15 protein-coding genes are annotated in these 22,145 nt (G+C 59.4%); 7 read left to right on the top strand and 8 right to left on the bottom strand.

Annotation, left to right across the window (positions count from 1 at the left end; translation table 11 throughout):
- Nucleotides 1-224: 224 nt before the first annotated feature.
- Both G568_RS0115455 and G568_RS19070 read right to left on the bottom strand, forming a co-directional pair.
- Entirely contained in the window at nt 225-1,247 is a 1,023-nt protein-coding gene (locus G568_RS0115455; RefSeq protein WP_084627429.1) for an alpha/beta hydrolase, read from the bottom strand.
- Nucleotides 1,244-1,732, bottom strand: a complete 489-nt coding sequence (locus tag G568_RS19070) for a MarR family winged helix-turn-helix transcriptional regulator (RefSeq protein ID WP_084627428.1) — start codon at nt 1,730-1,732, stop codon at nt 1,244-1,246. Before G568_RS19070 ends, G568_RS0115455 begins: the two co-directional genes overlap by 4 nt.
- Nucleotides 1,733-2,304: 572 nt before the next feature.
- Here G568_RS19070 and G568_RS0115440 point away from each other — a divergent pair.
- The 5 genes from G568_RS0115440 to G568_RS0115420 are packed head-to-tail and all read left to right on the top strand — an operon-like array spanning nt 2,305 to nt 12,378.
- On the top strand, nt 2,305-5,817 hold the full coding sequence (locus G568_RS0115440) for a helicase-related protein (protein ID WP_026758867.1): 3,513 nt from the start codon (nt 2,305-2,307) through the stop codon (nt 5,815-5,817).
- 13 nt (nt 5,818-5,830) lie between these two features.
- Nucleotides 5,831-6,226, top strand: a complete 396-nt coding sequence (locus G568_RS0115435; protein ID WP_026758866.1) for a hypothetical protein — start codon at nt 5,831-5,833, stop codon at nt 6,224-6,226.
- Nucleotides 6,226-7,179, top strand: coding sequence for a DUF1156 domain-containing protein (locus tag G568_RS20720; RefSeq protein ID WP_026758865.1), 954 nt, complete (start codon nt 6,226-6,228; stop codon nt 7,177-7,179). The genes G568_RS0115435 and G568_RS20720 overlap by 1 nt, the downstream gene beginning before the upstream one ends.
- A 21-nt stretch (nt 7,180-7,200) precedes the next feature.
- The gene (locus G568_RS19065; protein ID WP_245582966.1) at nt 7,201-9,030 is read left to right on the top strand and encodes a DUF1156 domain-containing protein; all 1,830 of its coding nucleotides are present in this window, start codon (nt 7,201-7,203) and stop codon (nt 9,028-9,030) included.
- A gap of 12 nt (nt 9,031-9,042) precedes the next feature.
- The gene (locus G568_RS0115420) at nt 9,043-12,378 is read left to right on the top strand and encodes a DUF499 domain-containing protein (protein ID WP_026758864.1); all 3,336 of its coding nucleotides are present in this window, start codon (nt 9,043-9,045) and stop codon (nt 12,376-12,378) included.
- A 508-nt stretch (nt 12,379-12,886) separates the two neighbouring features.
- Here G568_RS0115420 and G568_RS19060 read toward each other — a convergent pair.
- From G568_RS19060 to G568_RS0115390, 6 genes are all read right to left on the bottom strand, one after another.
- Entirely contained in the window at nt 12,887-15,121 is a 2,235-nt protein-coding gene (locus tag G568_RS19060) for a molybdopterin-dependent oxidoreductase (protein ID WP_037374305.1), read from the bottom strand.
- Nucleotides 15,121-15,873 (bottom strand): enoyl-CoA hydratase/isomerase family protein, encoded by a 753-nt coding sequence (locus tag G568_RS0115410; protein ID WP_026758863.1) that lies wholly within the window; start codon nt 15,871-15,873, stop codon nt 15,121-15,123. The genes G568_RS19060 and G568_RS0115410 overlap by 1 nt, the downstream gene beginning before the upstream one ends.
- 72 nt (nt 15,874-15,945) lie before the next feature.
- Nucleotides 15,946-16,773, bottom strand: a complete 828-nt coding sequence (locus tag G568_RS0115405) for a GntR family transcriptional regulator (RefSeq protein ID WP_084627427.1) — start codon at nt 16,771-16,773, stop codon at nt 15,946-15,948.
- Nucleotides 16,774-16,795: 22 nt separating this feature from the next.
- Nucleotides 16,796-18,475 carry an AMP-binding protein gene (locus tag G568_RS19055; RefSeq protein WP_157084429.1) on the bottom strand — a complete coding sequence of 560 codons (1,680 nt, stop codon included), beginning with the start codon at nt 18,473-18,475 and terminating at the stop codon, nt 16,796-16,798.
- 24 nt (nt 18,476-18,499) lie between these two features.
- Nucleotides 18,500-20,614: an acetate--CoA ligase family protein gene (locus G568_RS0115395; RefSeq protein ID WP_084627426.1), complete on the bottom strand. Its 2,115-nt coding sequence runs from the start codon at nt 20,612-20,614 to the stop codon at nt 18,500-18,502.
- A 14-nt stretch (nt 20,615-20,628) separates the two neighbouring features.
- Nucleotides 20,629-21,201, bottom strand: coding sequence for a peroxidase-related enzyme (locus G568_RS0115390; protein WP_026758860.1), 573 nt, complete (start codon nt 21,199-21,201; stop codon nt 20,629-20,631).
- A 269-nt stretch (nt 21,202-21,470) separates the two neighbouring features.
- Here G568_RS0115390 and G568_RS19050 point away from each other — a divergent pair, with 269 nt between their 5' ends.
- Both G568_RS19050 and G568_RS0115380 read left to right on the top strand, forming a co-directional pair.
- Nucleotides 21,471-21,848, top strand: a complete 378-nt coding sequence (locus G568_RS19050) for a TRAP transporter small permease (protein WP_051203068.1) — start codon at nt 21,471-21,473, stop codon at nt 21,846-21,848.
- Nucleotides 21,849-21,887: 39 nt separating this feature from the next.
- Nucleotides 21,888-22,145: IS5/IS1182 family transposase (locus G568_RS0115380; protein WP_026758616.1), on the top strand; the 258-nt coding region annotated here is incomplete at its 3' end.

Below are 22,145 nucleotides of genomic sequence, written 5' to 3'. Positions count from 1 at the left end.
GAACGGCCCAGACCGGACTTTGAGAGACTGCGCGTTTCGCCCGGCCACAACCCGCCAAAACCGACATTCGCTGCGTCAGCAAAACTCAGGAGTTGCTGCATGTCCCGACATGCCGGAGCCAGCGCTACCTTTGGCACCCCTGCAACGTTGACAGTCGTCAGTTTCTTCCACCTCGGCTTCGGAGCGCCGACATCGTGCCGCGGAGTTCCCACAAGCGGACAGCGTTAAGCCACTTCGAGGCTTGATGCGGCGCGGTTGGCATCAAGCCAGCGCGCGACGGTGAGATGAGTTGCGGGGTCGTTCAGGAAACTGTCGTGCCCATGCCCGGGCAGGATTTCGACCGTACCGTCCATTCGCGTCCCTACGACTTCTTCGTAGCCTTCGACCCGCACGGTCGGGTCGTTTTCCCCGACCACGATAATGAATGGCGCCTCCATCGCGTCCAAGGCGTCTTCGGCCGTCCTGGGTGGCAGCGGCAAGCCGGACGCCAGTGCCGTGAAGGAATAGGCCGGGAAATCCGGCGGTGCATCGAGATAGGCCACCGGAAGACGATTGAATGCACGCAGCCCGACCATGTTCAAGATCATAAGGCTGGTCATGCGCCCTCGGTCGATGCTCAGGACGGTATCGTCCGGCAGCTTCGCCGGCGCGGTTGGCCCCGGCCCGAAGATCGGGGCGAGGAGCAGGTAGCCTGCGACGCGTGGACAGTCCTTCTTCAGCGCGAAGCGCAGGGCGATTCCCCCGCCCATCGAATGACCCGCAAACCAGATGCGCACATCGGGTCTCTCTGACCGCAACGCGGTGATCACCTCTGCGATGTCGTCTTCGTATTGCCCGATCCGGTCGAGATCGTGTCGCGGACCGCTGGAGTCGTTGTGGCCCCGCAGATCCAACGCGACGACCCGCGCCCCGGTCGCGTCGGAGAGCAGACCCGACGGGTTGGTCCAGCGCGCGCCCGCCGCACCGATCCCGTGGACGAGCACAACGATGTCGTCAGCCTCCTCCGGGCCGACCGAGCGCGCCGCTATTTGCCCGCCGTCCGGCATGTCGAACCGGATCGCGCGGGTGGGAAAGGTCTGCTCGAACACCACGCCGTTCTCGATTTCGCGCTTTCGATACTCTTCGGCACTGCGGCCGACGGCTCGGAACGGGTGGCGCCTTGGCCAGAGCACAGGAAGAAGAGTAAGACCGATTGCCAGCAGCAAAAGGCCGAGTACTCCGATTATCAAGAGGGTGATCCAAGTCATTCTTGTCCCTTCACATTGCGATACTTTTTCTTTTCCACAAGGGTCGCTTCGGCATCCGAATCGAGCTGGGCGCAGAGCCGTTCCACAACACTGAGCGCGGCTGCGATGTCCTCATCCGTGTAGATTGCGCAAAGCTGCTCGGCTTTTCGTTTCTCCTGCGCGAGCACGTCGCGGATGAGATTCCGGCCTGGCGGCGTGAGCCTTATCAGGGGAGACGCGCGGTGGCGCGGGTTCGCGCGCTTGTCGGCAAGGCCTGCTGCAATCACCTCGTTCACCATGACCTGGACGTATTGGCGCTGGATTTGCAGCGCGCGCCCGATGTCTGGCACAGAAAGAGCGCCGCGTGCCTCCAGGATTTCGAGCACCGCGCGCATCCTGACTGTCAGCCCGGTGCCGTCGAGATTGCGGCGCACCAGCTCCTCGACTCGCTGCATCAGGGGACGGGACAGCCACAGGAGGCGGAACAGTTTGTCTGATCTATGCATGACAATACACCTTTCATTTTGACATGTAGACTGTCAATACTTAACGACGGACACGCCCTCGAGACCGAGCACAGGGCATGGCTTCGAGAATAGTTGCGACAGTGCAGCAAAACCGTCGGTCTTGGCTGATCCGAACGTCCGCATCACGCGCCATGGGCAATTTGTGTCGCAGGCGCGGCGAAGGTCCGGTGACCGCCCATTGAGTTGAAAAACTCTGCAACCTGAAATTTGCTTGGAAATTTTGGAACTGCGTTCCGTCAGGTCACCCTTTGGCAAACCGTGTTTGTGAGGCGGAGCTTTCGCGGGAGGATGTTCTACAAATCCGCCCCTTCTTGGCAGGACACCGACTATTTCAACAAAATACGCCCATAGCGTAAGCCGCACCAGCGAAAATCCGGCTTTTGACGGTTGGCATGGGGCTGGCGCTGCGCGGCGGTATAGCCGTGGCGATCATGGCGGAGGAACCGCAACACTCGACACCAGAGCGGGTCCAGATTAATAGTGAGTTCGTGCAAGGGTAGTGCGAGTTTTCTATTCAAAGCCAAGTTCTTGGTCTACTAGGGGTGCGTTCTGTGAGTTATCTTGAGGACATCAAACCCGGCGGGCGTGTGGTTGGTCTCATTCCCGGCGCGTCTGTGGAAGTCGTTTCCGTCGAGTGGATTGGGGATCAGGCGGTCAACGTCGTATACCGAACGTCGTCCGGCTCAGTTGCCGAAACAACGCTGTACCGTGACGACGAGCAACGACTCGGCATCGAGAGTCAGGGCCGGAACTGGTCTTTCGACGCTGATGGCGCGCTGCTTCGTCTCGTGACTGAGGCAAACCGCATCAAACTCGCATACTTCTTCGATCCGTATCTGGCCATTCACACGAGTTTGGTCGATCCCTTGCCGCACCAGATTTCTGCAGTCTATGGCGAGATGATACCCCGCCAGCCCTTGAGGTTTCTGTTGGCGGATGATCCGGGCGCCGGAAAGACGATCATGGCTGGCCTTCTGATCAAGGAGCTAGTTGCGCGGAGCGACCTGGAGCGTTGTCTTATCGTGGCACCTGGTAGTCTCGTCGAACAATGGCAGGACGAGCTCGGCGAAAAATTCGGCCTCGAGTTTGATATCTTGACGCGCGACATGATCGAAAGTTCGCGCTCGGGAAACCCTTTCAACGACAACAATCGGCTTATTGCCCGCCTTGATGTTCTGGCTCGAAACGAAGAACTGCAGGAAAAGCTGGCAGCATCCATCGAATGGGACCTGATCATCGCTGACGAAGCCCATCGAATGTCGGCCACCTATTTTGGGAACGAAGTCAAATATACCAAGCGCTACCAGCTCGGTCAGCAACTCAGCCGCGCTTGCCGTCACTTTCTGTTGATGACGGCGACGCCGCACAACGGAAAGGAAAAAGACTTCCAGCTGTTTATGGCATTGCTCGACGGCGATCGCTTCGAGGGCCGTTTTCGTGACGGGGTCCACGTCGCGGACGTGGAAGACATGATGCGCCGATTGACCAAGGAAGAGCTCCTGCGTTTCGACGGCCGTCCTCTTTTCCCGGAGCGGCGCGCTTACACGGTGAAATATAATCTTTCACCGCAGGAGGCAGAGCTCTACACAGCCGTCACCGAATACGTGCGCAACGAGATGAACCGGGTCCAGCGTTTCGCGGAAGAGGACGGCAGGAAACGCAACAACGTGGGCTTCGCACTTCAGATTCTACAGCGCCGCCTCGCGTCAAGTCCCGCTGCCATCTATCAGTCCTTGAAGCGACGTCGAGAGCGCTTGGAAAGCGAGCTTTCCGAAGCCAGACTTGCGACGAGGGGCAAATCATCGGCATTCAAAAGCGCCTCGGTCAACGAAGAGATGCTTCGAAACTTGGACGAGTATGGCCAAGAGGAAGTCGATGAGCTTGAGGAGTTGATTTCCACTGGTGCAACCACGGCTGAAACCGTTGAGCAACTGGAGATCGAAGTTGATACTCTCAAAGGGCTTGAGGGTATGTCCCTCGACGTTCTCCGATCGGGTAAAGATACGAAATGGCAGCAGCTTGATAGGATTCTTGATGACGATCTGATGCTCGATGCGGATGGGCATAGGCGCAAGCTGATTGTCTTCACTGAGCCAAAAGACACGCTCGAATATCTGCGGGAGAAGGTGGTCGCCCGGCTGGGACGCCCGGACGTCGTGGAGGTAATTCATGGCGGCGTGTCACGGGACGAGAGGCGCAAGATCGTCGAGCGGTTTATGCAGGATCGTAACCTGCTTGTGTTGATCGCAAACGATGCCGCCGGCGAAGGTGTGAACCTTCAACGCGGGCATCTGATGGTAAACTATGATCTGCCCTGGAATCCAAACAAGATCGAACAGCGCTTCGGCAGAATTCACCGGATCGGCCAAACCGAGGTCTGCCATCTTTGGAACCTGGTGGCGAAAGATACCCGTGAGGGCGAGGTCTATGCACGCCTTCTTGAAAAGCTAGAAGCTGCTCGTCAAGCTTTGGGCGGGCGCGTTTATGACGTTCTCGGCGAACTGTTCGAAGAACGTGCGCTGAAGGACCTTCTTTTCGAAGCGATTCAGTACGGTGAGCAGGATGAGGTCAAAGCCCGCCTCTTTCAGGCCGTGGATGGCGCCGTTGATCAAAGCCATCTGCTCGATTTGCTGAATAAGCGGCAACTGACGAGCGACACAATGCCGGAAGCCCGCGTCCAGGAATTGCGACTCGAGATGGAGCGGGCAGAGGCTCAACGCCTTCAACCCCATCATATTCAGAGCTTCTTCGTTGAGGCTTTCAGGCGTCTTGGCGGCCAAATCAAACGCAGGGAGGAAGGACGATGGGAAATCACCCACGTCCCTCTCAGCATTCGCGAACGTGATCGTCAGATCGGCTCCGGCGCACCGTTGCAGAAGAAATATGAGCGGATCTGCTTCGAAAAGGACAAGATCAACCTGCAGCCTGTCGCGGCCTTCGTCTACCCCGGGCATCCGCTGCTTGACGCCGTGATCAGCCTTGTGCGCGAGCAGAACGATCACCTCATGAAACAGGGCGCCGTCCTGGTCGATGACACCGACGACGGTACCGACGTCTCTGCCCTTTTTCTCCTCGAACACAGTGTCCAGGACGGACGCCCCACCAGATCCGGCAACGCCAACGCAATCTCGCAGAAGCTCCAGTTCGCCGCGATCGACGAGGCCGGAACCGTAACCAATGCGGGGATCGCTCCCCACCTGAACCTGCGTCCGGCGACCAGCGAGGAAATCGAGGGAGTCGTGGACGTTCTGAACGCCGACTGGCTGCGAGCCGATCTTGAGAAGAAGGTCACGCAATTCGCCACGGTTGAGCTCGCCCAAGGCCACGTTGCAGAGGTCCGCGCACGCCGCATCCCCGAGATTGACAAGGTCGAGCAGGAGGTGAAAGCGCGCCTCAAAAAAGAAATCAACTATTGGGACGCGCGGGCCTTCGAGCTCAAGGAGCAGGAAAAGGCCGGCAAGAAGACCCGCCTCAACTGGCAGAACGCGCAGCGCCGGGCGGAGGACCTGGCCGAACGCATGAAGCGTCGTCTGGAGCTGATCGAACAGGAGCGGTTCATCTCGGCCCAGCCGCCGCGTGTCCGGGGCGGGATGATCGTCGTCCCCGCCGGCCTGCTGCGCGCGCGCATGACTGTCGGCGCGGCCGATGCGGGCTCGGGCTTCTCCGAGGATCCAGTGGCGCGTTGCGAGATCGAGATCAAGGCGATGGAAGCGGTCATGGCTGCCGAGCGAGAGCTTGGCAACGAGCCGCGGGACGTGTCCAGCCAGCGTGGGCTGGGCTACGACATAGAGTCATTCGATCCGGCAACGGGCCATCTGCGGTTTCTTGAGGTCAAGGGCCGCGTCGACACGGCCGACACAATCATGATTACCCGCAACGAGCTCATGGCCTCCCTGAACAAAGAGGATGATTTCTTTTTGGTATTCGTTGCGATAACGAACGGATATGCCCAAAGACCGGTCTATCGACCGGGGCGGCTCATGACGCGCGAGCCAGAGTTCGGCCAGACCGCCATTCAATTCACGATCAGCAGTCTGCTTGAGCGGGCGGCGCCGCCTCAATGAAAGGGGACAGCCGATGAGAATTGCCATTCGCACCGAGCACGCAGAGCAGATCATTGCCGACAGTTATGCTGGTGCCAGCAAACCGCTCACCAAAACGACGAGCGTGCGCAACCTCCACGATGTCCAGTCATGGCGTAGCAGTCCGCGCGATGAGCGGCGGGCCGACACGACGCGCAAGTTCGCGGCGGTTCCGTTCTATCTGGAGCTTGCGAGTCACAGCCCGGAGCCATTGCCGCCACACAGTTTCCCGGCGGTATTCGATCTCGCTGACGGGCAGCGCCGCTACCCCGACAAGGGCCTTATTAAATCGCTGCTGGACCAGGGGCTTGTCTCTGGCCAGACGATCAGCGACGAACTTGTGTTCGTCTTGACCCAAGACGGCCAAGCGACATTCGAAAGACACCAATAATGACCACGCCATACAAAAAGAAACTCATCGAAGTTGCCATCCCGCTTGAGGCGATCAATGCGGCGTCGGCGCGGGAGAAGTCGATCCGGCACGGGCATCCCTCGACGCTGCATCTGTGGTGGGCGCGGCGGCCGTTGGCGGCGTGCCGGGCGGTACTGTTCGCGCAGCTGGTGGACGACCCATCAAGCCATCCGGACAAGTTCCCGACCGAGGAGGTGGTGGAGGCCGAGCGCAAGCGGTTGTTCACCATCATCGAGGAGCTGGTCAAGTGGGAGAACTCGACCAACGAGGAGGTGCTGGAGCGCGCGCGGGCCGAGATCCGCGCCAGCTGCGATGGCGAGCTGCCCCCGGTCTATGACCCGTTCTCGGGCGGCGGGTCGATCCCGCTGGAGGCGCAGCGGCTGGGGCTGCCCGCCTATGGGTCCGACCTGAACCCGGTGGCTGTGATGATCGGCAAGGCGATGATCGAGATCCCGCCGAAGTTCAAGGACATGGAGCCGATCCATCCGGGGGAAAAATACGCCGGCCATGGCGGCTATAAAAACGCCCAGGGGCTGGCCGAGGACGTGAAATACTATGGCGAGTGGATGCGTGAGAAGGCGTGGGAGCGCATCGGGCATCTCTACCCGCAGGTGGACCTGCCGAGCGAGTACGGTGGCGGCAAGGCGACCGTGATCGCCTGGATCTGGGCGCGCACGGTACCGAGCCCAGACCCGGCATTTTCGGATGTTCAGGTGCCGATTGCATCGAGCTTTCTTCTGAGTTCTAAGCCGGGAAAAGAGGCTTGGATTGAGCCCATTGTGGATCGGCAGGCCAAGACGATTGCCTATCGCATCCGGCACAAAGGGACGAAGGCTGAGCTTGCCAACGCAAAGAAAGGCACCAAAGCTGGACGCGGCGCGAGCTTCCGCTGCATTATTTCGGACACAGCAATTACGCCAGATTTCGTCTAGCGCATGGGGCGGGATGGAAAGATGGGGCAAAAGCTCATCGCCATTGTTGCGGAGGGCAATCGTACTCGTGCTTATGTTGCCCCATCGGAGCACCACGAACAGATTGCTTTGGCTGCCAAACCTGAATGGGAGCCAGAGACAAACCTTCCGAATGATCCAAGAAATTTCTGGACGATAGACTACGGCCTGACCACCTTTGGTGATCTGTTCACGGACCGACAATTGGTGGCGTTGAATACCTTCAGCGATCTGGTGCACGAGGCACGCTCGCAGATTGAGGCCGACGCCTTGGCTGGGAACCTCTCAGATGACTGTAGTCCGCTCCGCGACGGTGGCACCGGCGCCAAGGCCTATGCCGAGGCCGTTGCGATCTATTCCGCATTTGCGATCACAAAAATGGCAGATAGGGGCAGCTCGATTTGCACCTGGGATTCAAGCCGCTCAAGCCTTAGAAATACTTTTGGACGTCAGGCAATACCAATGACTTGGGACTTTGCTGAAGGTAATCCATTCTCTGGCTCGACTGGTAGCTGGGAGCCGTGCGTCGAGTGGACGTGGAAGGCAATTGTGAATCTTGTGCCAGGTAGCATAGGCATTGAGAAACAGCATGATGCGCAGACCGTTGAATACCCAAAAAATGTAGTGATCTCCACTGACCCACCTTACTATGATAACATCGGCTATGCTGACCTTTCTGATTTTTTCTTCTGCTGGATGAAACCTGTCGTCAGGCCAGTATATCCTGAAATATTTGAAATCTTAGCAACTCCCAAAAGTGAAGAACTTGTAGCAACACCCTACCGCCATGGCGGCAAAAACTCCGCAGAAAAATTCTTTATGAGCGGGATGGGCAAGGCCGTAGCGAACATGGCACTTCAGTCGTCTGAGCTATATCCTTCGACAATCTATTACGCATTCAAGCAGAGTGAGATCGCGCAGGAAGGTATCAGTTCCACAGGATGGGCTACCTTCCTGCAAGCTGTTGTGGAGGCGGGTTATGCGGTAGTAGGGACTTGGCCTTTGCGGACGGAAATGGCGAACCGCATGGTCGCCTCAGGAACCAACGCCCTTGCAAACTCAGTCGTACTTGTATGCCGGAAGCTGGAACTTACGGCAGAGACCATCACCCGCGCCGAGTTCATCCGCACCCTGAAACGCGAACTGCCCCCGGCCATCGCCGAGCTTCAGGCTGCCAACGTCTCCCCCGCCGACATGCCGCAATCGGCCATCGGCCCCGGCATGGGCGTCTTCTCGCGCTACCGCGCGGTGCTGGAGGCCGACGACAGCCCGATGACGGTCAAGACCGCGCTGCAGCTGATCAATGCCGAGCTCGACGAGTTCCTGAACGACCTGCATGGCGAGTTCGACGCCGACACCCGCTTTGCCGCGACCTGGTTCGAGCAGCACGGCACCGACAAGGGCGACTACGGCGCGGCCGACAACCTCGCCCGCGCGCGCGGCATCTCGGTCGAGAGCGTGAAACATGCCGGGATCGTCGACAGCTCCGCCGGAAAGGTCCGCATCCTCAAGCGCGCCGAGTTGGATGCAGAGTGGGACCCGGCCAGCGACGATCACCTGACGATCTGGGAATGCTGCCAGCACCTGATCCGCGTGCTGGAGAACGACGGCGAATACGCCGCCGCGGTGCTGCTGAAGAAGCTGGGCCCGGACCGCGCCGAGATGGTCAAGGACCTCGCCTACTACCTCTACGACATCTGCTCGAACAAGCGGCAGGACGCGAAGGAGGCGACCTCCTACAACGGGCTGATCGCGGTGTGGACGGAGTTGACGCGACAGGCTGCAACAGTACGGCTCGACGATTTGAATCGCCAGTCGACGCTCGATATCTAAGGAATGTTTTGAATGGCAAAGAGTGCACGCCAGACAGTTTTCGAGGGCATGGAGCTTCTGCCCAAGGGCCTGCAGCCCTTCGTGATGCAGCGGCTGGAGGCCGCGATGGGCAAGGGCTGGCCGCAGGAGGTGATCTCGCGGTTTCCCGAGTGGCGGGCGGAGCAGAACGGCAAGTTCAGCCTCGACACCCAGAAGCTGCTGAAGATCATGGAACGGCTGTGGAACGATGTTTTCCGCGACGTGCTGGACCGCACGCATCGCTCGATCGTCAACGAGCTGGTCGATGTCCGCAACAAGCTCGCCCATGATGGCAAGTTCACCTACGACGACGCCGAGCGCGCGCTGGATTCGATGCGGCGGCTTCTGGAGGCCGTGAGCGCCGGCCAGAGCGCCGAGGAAATCGGCAAGATGCGCGACACGATCCTGCGCACGAAGTACCGCGAGCTGGCCCGGTCGGAGGAGCGCAAGAGCAACGTCTCGACGATCTCGACCGAGACGGTCTCGGGCCTGTTGCCGTGGCGGGACGTGGTGGAGCCGCACCAGGACGTCGCGACCGGCGAGTTCCAGCAGGCCGAGTTCGCCGCCGACCTCGCCAAGGTGCACAACGGCAGCGCGCCCTACGAGTACAGCGATCCGCGGGAGTTCTTCAGCCGGACCTATCTGACGGACGGCCTAAGCAACCTGCTCGTGAGCGCCGCAAAACGCCTTTCCGGCAAAAGCGGCGACCCGGTCGTCGAGCTGCAGACCAACTTCGGCGGCGGCAAGACCCACTCGATGCTGGCGCTTTATCACATGGTCGGCAAGACGGCGGTGAACGATCTGCCCGGTCTCGATCAGCTGCTGTCCGAAGAAGGGCTGACAGTTCCGGACCGGATCAACCGGGCTGTTCTGGTCGGAACTTCATCTGGTCCGTCCGACGTTGGACAGCGTGAGAAGGATTATGGACGTCGGATCAACACGACATGGGGTGAGCTCGCCTTCCAGCTGGGTGGAGAAGACGCCTACCAGATGATCGCCGAGAATGATGAGAGGGGCATCGCACCGGGGTCGAACCTGCTGGAGGCCATCTTCAAGAAGTGCGCGCCGTGCCTCATCCTGATCGACGAGTGGGTCGCCTACCTGCGCCAGATCTACAAGATCGAGGGGCTGCCCTCAGGCTCGTTCGACGCGAACATTTCATTTGTGCAATCGCTGACTGAGGCCGTGAAGGCGTCACCTCAAACGCTTCTTGTGGCCTCACTGCCAGCTTCTCAAATCGAGGTGGGAGGCGAAGGCGGTCAAGAGGCTTTGGCGCGGCTGAAGCAGACTTTCAGTCGCGTCGAAAGCTCTTGGCGGCCTGCTTCCCAAGAGGAGAGCTACGAGATCGTTCGGCGTCGGTTGTTCAAGGAAATTCCGGGCGACAAGTATCGGCATCGCGACAATACCTTGAAGCAATTTGCCAAACTCTACCGAGAGAACCCGAACGATTTCCCGCAGGGCTGCGCCGACGAGGATTATCGCCGCAAGCTCGAGAAGGCATATCCGATCCATCCGGACCTGTTCGACCATCTCTATACGGCGTGGGGTTCGCTGGATAAATTCCAGCGCACGCGCGGCGTACTGCGCTTGATGGCGCAGGTCATTCACGAGCTTTGGATGTCTGGTGATCCGTCGGTCATGATCATGCCTGGCAGCGTGGCGATAAGTTCGGCTCGCGTTGAGCCCGAACTCCTGCACTATTTGCCGAACGCATGGCAGGGGATCATCGCTGGGGATGTGGATGGAACGAGCTCAACGCCCTACAAGATTGACCAATCAGCGCCGAACCTGAATCGTTACTCTGCCACACGCCGCGTAGCACGCGCCGTCTTTGTCGCGACGGCGCCCACTGAGGGTCAGCAGAACCGCGGCATTGACGACAAGCGGATCAATCTTGGTGTGGTTCAGCCCGGTGAGAAGGTTGCGATATTCGGTGATGCTCTTCGCCGCCTGACCAATCAGGCAAAGTTCATGCACAGCGACCTTGGTCGCTATTGGTATTCGATGTCGGCAAGCTTGAACCGCGTTGCGTCAGATCGTGCGGGTCAGTTGGAGGAAGCTCTCGTTCTGGTTGACATCGACAAAGCCCTGACAGCGTATATCAACGGCTTGGCCGACCGCGGGCATTTCGATGCCGTTCAGGTCGCTCCAGATGGGTCTTCCGAAGTGCCGGATGAATCCGGGGGCGTTAGGGCTGTTATCCTTGGCGTCGCGTATCCGCATGCTGGCCGTAATGGGTCTGATGCAATGGTCGAAGTCAAAGACATCCTTCTTCAGAGGGGGGCCACGCCACGCGTATACCGGAACACGCTTGTGTTCCTCGCTGCCGACAATCGACAGCTTGATAACCTGAAGGAGGCCATGCGCTCCTCGCTTGCATGGGATGGGATTGTCCGTGACGCAGATACCGGACGTCTCGACCTAAAAACAAGTGACATCGCCCTCGCAAAAGACAAGGCGAAAGAAGCGCGCGAAACCGTTCAAACGCGGCTAAAGGAAACTTGGTGCTATCTGATCTATCCATACCAGGACACTGCGCAATCAGACGTGGAGCTCACGTCCGCTCGGATACCCGCTCAGGATGGTGTTCTTGGCCGTGCCAGCAAGAAGCTTGTTAGCGATGAAGCATTGCTACCGGAGATCGGTCCGGAACGTCTTAACCGGGAACTCGAAAAGTACATCTGGAATGGCAAACAGCATCTTCATCTCAAGGAACTATGGGAATATCTGAACCGCTACACATATCTTCCCCGTCTGAAAAACCGTGATGCGCTGATCAAATCTGTTCAATCGGCCGTCGGCGGCATGATTCCCGGCCCATTCGCATACGCTGAAAGATGGGATGAAGAGTCTCAGTCTTACGCGGGTTTGGCGATCGAGAAATCTCCGAATAGCCTGGTATCGATCGACAGTGACTCTATTATTATCAGACCTGATGTCGCCGAAGCAAAGCGCCCCAAACCCGCTCCCGCGTCTGAGCAGAGCGGACTAGGTTCTGAAGGCGTTGTCGCGACAAGCGGCGAAGATGAAGCTCATGCTTCAAAAAAAAGCAGTGACGGTGACTGCACGAGTGCTGAGCCCAAACCAACAGAGGAGCCCAGGCCAAAACGGTTTGTGGGCACGGTTATGCTCTCAGCTGATCGACCTGCACGTGACATGCACCAGATCGTTGAAGCAATCGTGGAGCAGCTGACGACGATGCCAGGAGCCGAAGTTTCGCTGAAACTAGAGATCGACGCCGAAGTCGGCTCTGGCCTTGATCGAGCGAAAGTCAGAACGTTATTGGAAAATGCCACTACGCTCGGATTTATAGACAAAGCAGTCAAGTGATTGAAATATCTAGATTATATCGTAAAGCGGGTATCAGTTCTGCATAGGCCAAAGCGAGCCCCCGCAACCAAATTTCCTAAATAAAACAGAGGCCTAAAAGCCGAGCGTTTCGCTTGTGTATGAGCGTGCACCGTTCTGGTCAACACCTGGTCAACATTTGGCGAGTCCCCCTGCGCCGACAGGCCAGACACGTCCTCACGCGCCTATCATGTTCGCCGCATGGCGCGCCGACAGCCATTGCATCTTGGTGCACGACAGCACGCACGACACAAAACAGCGACATCGAAACTGATCTCGCCAAATGGCGGCACCTTAGCGAATTCCACCGTCAACCACCTGTGATGTCGCGCTACAGACTCCGCCGAGACATCAAAGATTGCGCTTGCTAAGCAGGGTGCATCCACAAATGCTGCGGGTTTGCTAAACGGTTTACAGGGACCTTCCCAAATTTTGGCGAACAACCTCCATCTGACCGTGCATGATGCATCATCGAAGCAATCTTACGGGACTACTCAGCACTCCTCATGTGTACCAAGCAGGATTGTGCGCTGCTCCCTTGTGCTAGGCGCGATGTGCCCCGGTCGAGGGTCAGCACATTCGGGTTACCCGAGCGGTCGCGCCCTTGCGCATCAGGCGCATACCACGCCCCGGTTGAAAGCAGCGCAACACCCGGCATCACTTGCGGGTGGGGCGTCGCCACAGCAAGGACGGTTCCGCGGTCATTGAATACCTCGACAAGGGACCCGTCCTTCAGCCCCTGGCGGGCTGCGTCCTGCGGGTTCAATCGAATGCGTTCCACTCCGTCTTTCTTGCCGCGTTGGCTGGCCGCGCCCTGATCGAGCTGACTGTGCAGCTTGTGTGCGGGCTGATCCGAGAGAAGATGCAGAGTATCTGGCTCTGCCATCGCTGCCCCCAGCCACTCAACTGGTTCGAGCCAGCAAGGATGACCGGGACAATCGTCCAGCCGAAACGCGGCGATTTCATCCGAGAAGACCTCGATCTTGCCGGACGGCGTCTGGAGCGGCGCAGCGACGGGATCTTTGCGGAATGCTTGTAGCAGAATTTTCGGTGATGATGCGTTCAGCGATAGAGGCGGTGCCGTCTGGAACGTCTCGAAATCCGGAAGCTCGATGTTCGACCTTTGCATGGCATTGCGCGTTTGATCGTACATGTGCTCCAACCAGCCGGTGGCGTCGCGCCCTTCCGTGAACGCCTCCATATCACCGAGGCGCCGGGCCAGTTCGGTGAAAATCTCGTAGTCGTCCCTTGCCTCGGCGTGGCGAGGCGCGACCTTTGCCATCCAAAGCATGTGTTTTTCCAGCGTTGCGTAACCGATATCCTCGCGCTCCAATGGAATGGTCGCCGGAAAGACAATGTCGGCGTGCTTTGCAGTCGCTGTCCAGTAGGGTTCGTTGACGATAATCGTTTCGGGACGCTGCCAGGCGCGGCGCAGTCGGTTCAGATCCTGATGGTGGTGGAACGGGTTCCCACCCGCCCAATAGATCAAGCGGATATCGGGATAGACCCGCCGCGCCCCGTCATAGTCATATGAGCCACCCGGCTCGAACAGCATGTCCGCGATCCGGGCGACGGGGATGAATTTCTCCACCGGGTTTTGCCCCTGGGGGAGCGTCGGACTCGGAAGACGCGCACCGTCACTGCCAATGGAGTTGACGGCGCCGTAGCCGATGCCAAAGCCGCCGCCAGGCAACCCTATCTGGCCCAGCATGGCGGCCAGCGTCACCAGCATCCAGCACGGTTGTTCTCCGTGCGAGGCGCGCTGCAACGACCAGGCCATGTTGACCATCGTGCGGGAGCGCGCCATCCGGCGGGCAAGATCACGGATCGATTCTGGGGCGGCACCGGTGATTCCAGCCGCCCATTCGGGGTTTTTCGCGACCCCGTCCTGTTCCCCGGTCAGGTATCGCTGGAACCGCTCATACCCGACGCAATGAGTCTCGAGAAACGCAGCGTCGGCAAGTCCCTCGGCCGCCAGAACATGCGCAAGCGCCAGCATGAACGCCGTGTCCGTGTTTGGTCTGATCGCGATCCAATCGGCCCCGACCTCAGGTGAAATATTATCCCCGACCGGGCCGACATTCACAAAGGCCGCGCCGCGTTTGGACATATGTCGCAGGGCGCCGTGCAGCCGGTGATGCTGCACCCCTCCCGCAGAGATCTGGGCATTCTTTGCGGGTATGCCGCCAAAGGTGACAAACAGCTCAGTATGCCGCGCAAGGGTGTCCCAATCCGTATGTTCGGCCATCAGCTCGCCCATGGGCATGACTACCCGCGGCAGAATCACGTGCGCCGCGCCCAGGCTGTAGGTATTGCGGTGGGCGACATAGCCGCCGATGCTGTTGAGAAACCGGTGAATTTGGCTCTGGGCATGATGGAAACGCCCCGCGCTGCCCCATCCGTAGGAGCCGCCGAAGATCGCGGCGTTTCCATGCTCCGATCGCACCCGGTCAAGTTCGCCGGCAGCCAGGTCCAGTGCCTCATCCCAGGGGACTTCCACGAACCGCTCCTGCCCGCGTCCGGCGCCGCCCGCTGCGGCGCCTTTGCGAAGGAAACTTTCACGCACCGCCGGACGTTGGACGCGCGCGGCCTGCACGTGGGACGACAGCTGGTCCAGACCCAGGTCATTGGGAAATGGGTCGTCCCGGTATGGTCGGAGACGGGGCGATTCTCCCGGTGCGGCAACGACTTCTCGGATCCCCCAGTGTGTGGCGGTGTAGGGCATCAGAGTTTACCGGTGAAGACGGGCTTGCGTTTCTCGAGGAATGCTTGTCGTCCCTCGATCTCGTCGGCACTGCCGCGCAACGGCGCCAGAAGACGCTCGGCCGCAGCGGCAGTCTCGAGGGGGGTCGGCGTGTCGCTCATCTGGACCAGTTCCTTGAGAACGCCCACCACACGCGGTGCGTTACCGGCAATGCGCGCGGCAAGGGAAAAGGCCTCTTCTTCAAGTGCAGAGCCATCAACCAGACGATTGATGAACCCGATCTGATAGGCTCTCTCGGCGTCGAGACTGTCCCCCGTGAACAGCATCTCCATGGCAATCGCGCGCGGCAGGTAACGCGGCAGCGAACTGGCAATTCCGCCCGTCGTTCCCACCTTGGGTTCGGGATATCCAAACTTCGCCGTTGGTGTCGCGATGCGCAAGTCGCAGGCCAGCGCCATCACCAGCCCCACGCCCAGACAGTGGCCCGAGATTGCCGCCACGAGGGGCTTTCTCACCTCGACCCCGATGCCGGGGAGCACAGAGGCGAGCTCAGGCACGCTGACCGGCGTCTTGAGGTCCACACCGGCGCTGAAGGCGCGCTCGCCAGCCGCTGAGAGCAGACCCACACGGAGATCTGAATCTGAGTTGAAGCGATCCCACGCCTCGCGGAAACCGGCCACGACATCGGCATTGAAAGTGTTCATCGCCTCCGGACGGTTGATCCGGATATGCAGGACATGATCCTTGGCCGTGTAAGTGAGTGCATCAGGCATCGGGGGTCTCCAGTTTTTATGTTGGAATTTATTTTAGAATGCGCCGTGCGGACGCTTGGGCTTGGTCAGGATTCAGCGGGAGCCGTTGGGTCGGATGACGCCACGATAGCGGAAGGTTTCCGGTTGATAATAGGCCTCGACCGCCTCGATGACCTGGCCTTCGGCGTCGCGCATTACTTCGAGAAGCTTCAACAGAACGTTGCCCTCATCGAGGTCCAGCGCCTCCGCCACCTCCGGCCCGATGGGCGCGGCGAGTATCTCGAGCTGCACCGCATCGACGACAACGCCGAATGTTTCCTCGACAATACGGTAGACCAGACCCGTCTTCGGCCCGATCAACTGAGCAGCTCTGGCGAAACGCTCCGGGAAATAGAATGCCGCGTAGGAATAGGGCGCGTCCGAAACGGTATCGGTCCGGGCACCGCTGACCCGCACCCATGTATCAAGCGGCGGCCCATCCGTTTCACAGATCGACGAGAGATCTGATGGCAGCGAGAGGGGGCCATCCATCTTCGGGTGGAAAGTGGTGCGCTCGGCGACCTGGCCAAAGCTATCCAGAGATGTCAGGTTGATCGTCATCGTGGTGCTCGGACGCGACGCGATCACGACCGTTCCGAGCCGCTTCTTGCGCAAGATGAGACCCTGTTCCTCCAGCAATTGGAGCGCATGTCGCATCGTGTTCCGGCTGACCTTTAGATTTCGGGCAAGATCTTCTTCGCGCGGCAGAAGATCACCGACCTTGTAGGCACCGCTCTCGATCTGCTTTGCAACCAAATTGGCCACCGTTTGATAGAGATAACCTTTCTTGGCTGTCCCCGTGGTCGCCCCGCGCGCTGAATGTTTGTCCGTCTGGTCCGACCGCATTTCCTGCCCAAAATCCTGATTAACTTTTCTTAGCATCGCTGTGCACCCCGGAGAAAGGTTAATTGCCTGAACCGGGAAGCACGAAGTTATCGTGGTCCCTCATTTGCATTTCGCGCATTGCGAATTTCTGCGGCTTTCCGCTAGCCGTCATCGGAAAAGAGGACACGATCCGAATTATCTGGGGCACCTTGAAATGCGAAATCCTGCTCTTGCAGTAGTCCCGTAGCGCCTCCGGATCCGGTTGTGCGCCGGGTGTCGGCTGAATCCATGCGCAGACGGTTTCACCCAACCGATCATCGGGCAGTCCGAACACCTGTACGTCCTGCACTTCGGGGTGAGCGTGCAGCATCTCCTCGATCTCTTTCGGCGCGATATTCTCCCCGCCCCTAATTATCACGTCCTTGGATCTGCCGGTGACCTGGCAGAAGCCTTCAGCATCCATTCGACCCAGATCCCCCGTGCGCATCCACCCGCCGTCGGAAATCACGGCACGCGTGGCATCGGGATCCCCCCAGTAGCCCGCCATAACGGAATAGCCGCGCACCTGTATTTCCCCTTCTTCCCCGATCGGGCACACATTGTCACCCTCATCGACCAGCCGTGCTTCCAGGTGTGGTTGCACGGTGCCCACGCTGCTCACTCGACGGTCCAGCGTGTCGTCCTTGTGCGTCTGGAAGCTGACCGGGCTTGTCTCGGTCATCCCGTAACAGATCGTCACGTCGCTCATGTGCATCTCGTCGATGACCCGGCGCATCACTTCAGCAGGACACGGGGCCCCGGCCATGATCCCCGTGCGCAGGCTGTCCAGTTTTCGACTTGCGAAGGATGGGGCATTGAGCATGGCAATGAACATCGTGGGGACGCCATAGAGCGCGGTGCTGCCGGTATTTTCCACCGCTGCCAGCGTGCTCTCGGCTTCAAATCCCTCGGACGGATAAACCCAGGAGGCGCCAACTGCAGCGCAGGCGAGGTTACCCATCACCATCCCGAAGCAATGATAAAGCGGCACCGGGATGCACAAACGGTCCTGTCTGCCCAATGACTGACGGTGTGCCACAAAGCGCGCATTGTTAAGGATGTTGCGATGCGAGAGCGTGACCGCCTTCGGCAAGCCGGTCGTGCCGCTCGTGAACTGGATATTGATGGGTTCCTCGGGACGTAAGGCATGCTCGACCTTGGCCAAATGACCGGATTGGCGGGCTGCGCCCAGCGCCTCGATCTCATCGAACAACCGTGTGCCTTTCGGCCAATCGGAACCAAGACCAATGAATAAATTCAACGGTTCGGGGAGCCGATTGGGAAGCGACGTGTTCTCGCATTCGTTCAGCAGTTCAAGATAGTCCGACGTCTTGAAGGTGCGACTGGCCACGAGCGCGCGACTGCCCGAAGCCTTGAGTGTAAATTCCAACTCCGGGCTGCGATAGGCCGGGTTCAGCGTGACCAGAACTAGCCCGGCGCGAGCAGTAGCGAACTGCAACAATGCCCATTCGACGCAATTTGGCGCGAGAATGGCAATCCGGTCGCCTGGCTCCAAGCCGAGGGCAAGAAGCCCGGACGCCAAGGATTCCGCGCGCCGCCAGAACTGCGCATAGGTGAGGAGGACCGCGCCTGTGGGCGCCAGAATGGCGGGGCAATCGCCATATGCTTCCACCGTGCGTGCGACATGCGCACCGATGGTCGCGTCGGTCAATGGCGGATCCTTGACCCCTGCGAAGTGACTGCCGGTTCCGATCTGCATGATACTTCTCTCCTCCAGCATGGCCTATTCCGCCGCATCGCGCGGCGCGTGGCTGGCGTCGATTTCCGCCAGGGCGTCGACCACAAGCACCCCCTCCCCGGGCCGTCCGACGAGGACGGGGTTGAGTTCGAGTTGCATGAGCCAAGGCGCGGCCACCGCGATCTGTGAAATCCGCTCAACCAACGCCATCAGCGCGTCCAGATCGGACGGCGGACCGCCGCGGAAACCCTCAAGAAGCGGAGCAGATTTCAGCTCACCCACCATTCTGCGGACTTCCATAACCGAAACGGGACAGACCCGGCGCGCGACGTCGCGATACAGTTCCACTGCTGTGCCGCCGGCGCCGATGGTTAGAACCGGCCCGCACTCCACGTCCCGCAACACGCTGATCACCATTTCCTGCGAGCCTGCTGGCGCCATCCGTTCGGCCAGAACGCCGCGCAACCGCGCATCCGGGCATTTGGCCCGTACCTCGGTGAGCATTCTGCATGCCCGGTCACAGACCTCTGCACCATTTACGTCCAATGCAACGCCCCCGACCTCGGTCTTGTGTTGGATATCGGACGACACGATCTTCAACGCGAACGTCCCGGTGTGCGGGAACCCGACATGTTCCTGCGCGTCAAGGCTCTCAGAGGTGAGCAATTCAGCCTCGGGAATCGGCAAGCCCAAACCAGCAAGAAAGGCCTTGGCTTCGTGTTCGTCTGCAAGACTGGATGGACGCGGCACGGAATCCGGGCACCGCTGCTCGACGACATCCGCCTCGGGATCGCATTGAACCCGCCCAAGCGCACGGACCGCGCGGGCCAGATCGGCGAAAACCGCGCACCCCGTGAGATCGCGCAGCCGCTGCGCGTCCTCCGGTCTGGCGGCTTCCCATACCACTACCACCGGCTTTCCCGAGGCGCGCTGCATCGCCTTGATCGCCTCGATCTTGCGATCGGGACAAAGGGCGGCAGGATTGATCGTGTGCATATTGACCACCAACGTGCCGATCCCCGTGTCGGCCGCGATATGTGTCAGGGCGCGCGCAAAAAGCTCGTGATCGAAAACGATCTGGCCCACATCAAATGGCATGGCCGGCTTGAGGAACCACGGCAGAATCTCAGTCAACGCTGATTCCGTGCCGGGATTCAAAGCCGCGATCTCCAGATCCTCGGCGGCGCAATAATCCGCGAAGAGCGCACAGGATGCGCCACTGAAACTTATCATGCCGACCGGGCCGGGCGGTTTCCGGGACAGACGCCCAACGGCTGCAACGTCGAGAAGCTCGCTGATGCTGCGAACTGTCATGACCCCACTGCTGGTGCACAGCGCATCGAAGGCTTCCGCCGACCCTGTCATGCTGGCGGTGTGACTTGCGACGGCCTGACGTCCGCGTTCGGATCGCCCGGATTTAAGAGCGACAACACGCTTGCCAGAAGTCACGGCTTTTGTGCACGCAGCACGGAATGCGTCTGGATCACCGACCCCTTCCAGGTAGCACGCGATGACGCGGGTTTCCGGCACGTCCGCCAGATAGTCGATCACCTCGGCCGGGGTGACGTCGGCGGCATTGCCGAAAGTCACCACATGAGACATCGTCAGCCCACGCTGCCACGCTTCGACCGTGGTATAATTAGATAGGGCACCGCTCTGCGAAAGCAGAGCGATATCCCCGCCGCGCATGGGAACGAGCTCCAGCAATGCGCTCAGTGTCGCCGGAAGGCGTGCGAGAAAATTGATATGCCCGATGGATTGCGGACCAAGCAGGCGCAGCCCTGCGTTCTGCGCCTTGTCCGCGATCCGCTGCTGCGTCATGCGCCCATCGTCGCCAGTTTCGGCAAACCCCGACGCCAGAGCAATCAGAGCTTTCGCCCCATTCGCTATCGCGTCGTCCACCACCTTCTCAAGCGCTTGAGCCGGAACGCGGGCAATGACCAGATCCACCGCCTCGGGCAGACCCGCAAGGCTGGCGAAGGTTGGGTAGCCATAAAGCTCGGCAGCCTTTTGGGTGACTGGATATAGCCGCCCTGGCCATTTCGCCTCGGCGAAGTCGTGCAGCGTGCGCGTCCCCATCCGTCCCGGCGCGAACTGCGTGGCGCCAACAACGGCGACGCTCTCCGGCTCCATTAGCGGTCGTAGCGGGTGATCGGTCATTAGTATCGCTCCGCTTACCGGTTCATGGCGTGGTATTCACGGTTGGGTGCCATATCCACCCCGTGCGCCATCCGGTTGGTATAGTTGAAAAAGGACGTCACATCGGTGATGTCGAAAATCTCGCGGTCGGTGAAACCTGCATCGCGCAGAGCTTGCCTGTCGGCCTCGCCGATGCTCTCGGGCGTGTCCGTCAGCTTCCATGCGTAATCCAGCATCGCCCGCTGCCGTTCTGACAACTCCCCGGAGCGGTAGTTGAAGGCCATGATTTCGCCAAGCTCGGGATCTCCAGACAGTTCACGCACGGCCTGGCCATGAGCAACCAGGCAATAGAAACACCGGTTCCGCGATGAGACCACGGTGGCGATCATCTCGCGCTCCAGTTTCGTCAGGGGCGACTCGCCCAGCATCAGCTCATTGTAGAATTCGCTGAAGGTTCGCAGCTTAGCCGGGTTGCCGGTGTAGCATCGCAGGACGTTGGGAATCATACCCAGCTTTTCCTCGCAAAGATCGAAATATGATCGGATCTCGGCGTCGAGCTCCCCTTGGTCGGGAAGTTCGATCCGCGCGATATGTGTCGGATGAGACATCAGCTTGGTCCTCTTTCATAAATACCAATTTAATATAATTCATAGATTTGACTGGGCCGTGGCGTCAAGCATGAAGCGCACTGGAAAAATAAAGACCACCCCAATAATCAAGATAACATATTGTGTTTATTGCTTTTAAATTTTTGATGGTCTGATTTTTTCAGATTTGATCGCAAATATATCGTTGACAGTTCAGCGGTGCATGACTTTAAGTTGGTATTTAATTCGGTCTCAACATCCACTGGGGCCGGAGACCAAGGGAGGGAGTCATGCGGATATTTTCGGCGCTGGACGCCGTACTGGAACGGACATCGACGGTGCTGCTGGCAATCTCGGGTGTCGCTCTCGTGGCCATGATGTTGCAAGTCACAGCCGACGTGGCAGCCAAGTACCTGCTGGCAAAATCGATCAAAGGCACCCTCGACGTGGTGACCTATTACTACATGGTCGCCCTGACATTCCTGCCGCTGGCCGCCGTTGAAAGCGGTAGCGGGCACATCTCGGTCGAACTCCTGACCCAGGCGCTGTCAGCGAAATGGTCTCGCCGCGTGGATCTGCTATCCGATCTTGTTTCCTGCTCCTTCTTCGGCGTGCTCGGGCTGATCACGCTCAGCACCGCTTATGGCTCTGTTGCACAAAGCGCGTGAGGGATTCATGTCGCGAATCCAGTGTGGTAGCTGGGCGACATGAGCAGACCCACACCCCCAACCTACAAGACCAGGAACTGGCCGGCCTATAACGAAGCGCTCAAGCGCCGTGGCTCGCTGACAGTCTGGTTTGACCCGGAGATGATCTGGGAGGCTGCGCCGACCGGTAAGCGCGGTCGGCAGCAGACCTACAGCGACACCGCTATCCAGACATGCTTGACGATGAAAGTGTTGTTCGGCATGGCGCTACGCCAGACCACAGGCTTCGTCGAGAGCCTGCTGCATTTGGTCGACCTG

Source organism: Sediminimonas qiaohouensis DSM 21189, assembly GCF_000423645.1.
Lineage (GTDB): Bacteria > Pseudomonadota > Alphaproteobacteria > Rhodobacterales > Rhodobacteraceae > Sediminimonas > Sediminimonas qiaohouensis.
This window is presented reverse-complemented; position numbering and strand designations above follow the sequence as displayed.

Bases quoted from the DNA above. Each gene is read 5' to 3' on its own strand.
- G568_RS0115455 (WP_084627429.1), bottom strand. From the start codon at position 1,247: ATGACTTGGATCACCCTCTTGATAATCGGAGTACTCGGCCTTTTGCTG.
- G568_RS19070 (WP_084627428.1), bottom strand. From the start codon at position 1,732: ATGCATAGATCAGACAAACTGTTCCGCCTCCTGTGGCTGTCCCGTCCC.
- G568_RS0115435 (WP_026758866.1), top strand. From the start codon at position 5,831: ATGAGAATTGCCATTCGCACCGAGCACGCAGAGCAGATCATTGCCGAC.
- G568_RS20720 (WP_026758865.1), top strand. From the start codon at position 6,226: ATGACCACGCCATACAAAAAGAAACTCATCGAAGTTGCCATCCCGCTT.
- G568_RS19065 (WP_245582966.1), top strand. From the start codon at position 7,201: ATGGGGCAAAAGCTCATCGCCATTGTTGCGGAGGGCAATCGTACTCGT.
- G568_RS0115420 (WP_026758864.1), top strand. From the start codon at position 9,043: ATGGCAAAGAGTGCACGCCAGACAGTTTTCGAGGGCATGGAGCTTCTG.
- G568_RS19060 (WP_037374305.1), bottom strand. From the start codon at position 15,121: ATGCCCTACACCGCCACACACTGGGGGATCCGAGAAGTCGTTGCCGCA.
- G568_RS0115410 (WP_026758863.1), bottom strand. From the start codon at position 15,873: ATGCCTGATGCACTCACTTACACGGCCAAGGATCATGTCCTGCATATC.
- G568_RS0115405 (WP_084627427.1), bottom strand. From the start codon at position 16,773: ATGCTAAGAAAAGTTAATCAGGATTTTGGGCAGGAAATGCGGTCGGAC.
- G568_RS19055 (WP_157084429.1), bottom strand. From the start codon at position 18,475: ATGCAGATCGGAACCGGCAGTCACTTCGCAGGGGTCAAGGATCCGCCA.
- G568_RS0115395 (WP_084627426.1), bottom strand. From the start codon at position 20,614: ATGACCGATCACCCGCTACGACCGCTAATGGAGCCGGAGAGCGTCGCC.
- G568_RS0115390 (WP_026758860.1), bottom strand. From the start codon at position 21,201: ATGTCTCATCCGACACATATCGCGCGGATCGAACTTCCCGACCAAGGG.
- G568_RS19050 (WP_051203068.1), top strand. From the start codon at position 21,471: ATGCGGATATTTTCGGCGCTGGACGCCGTACTGGAACGGACATCGACG.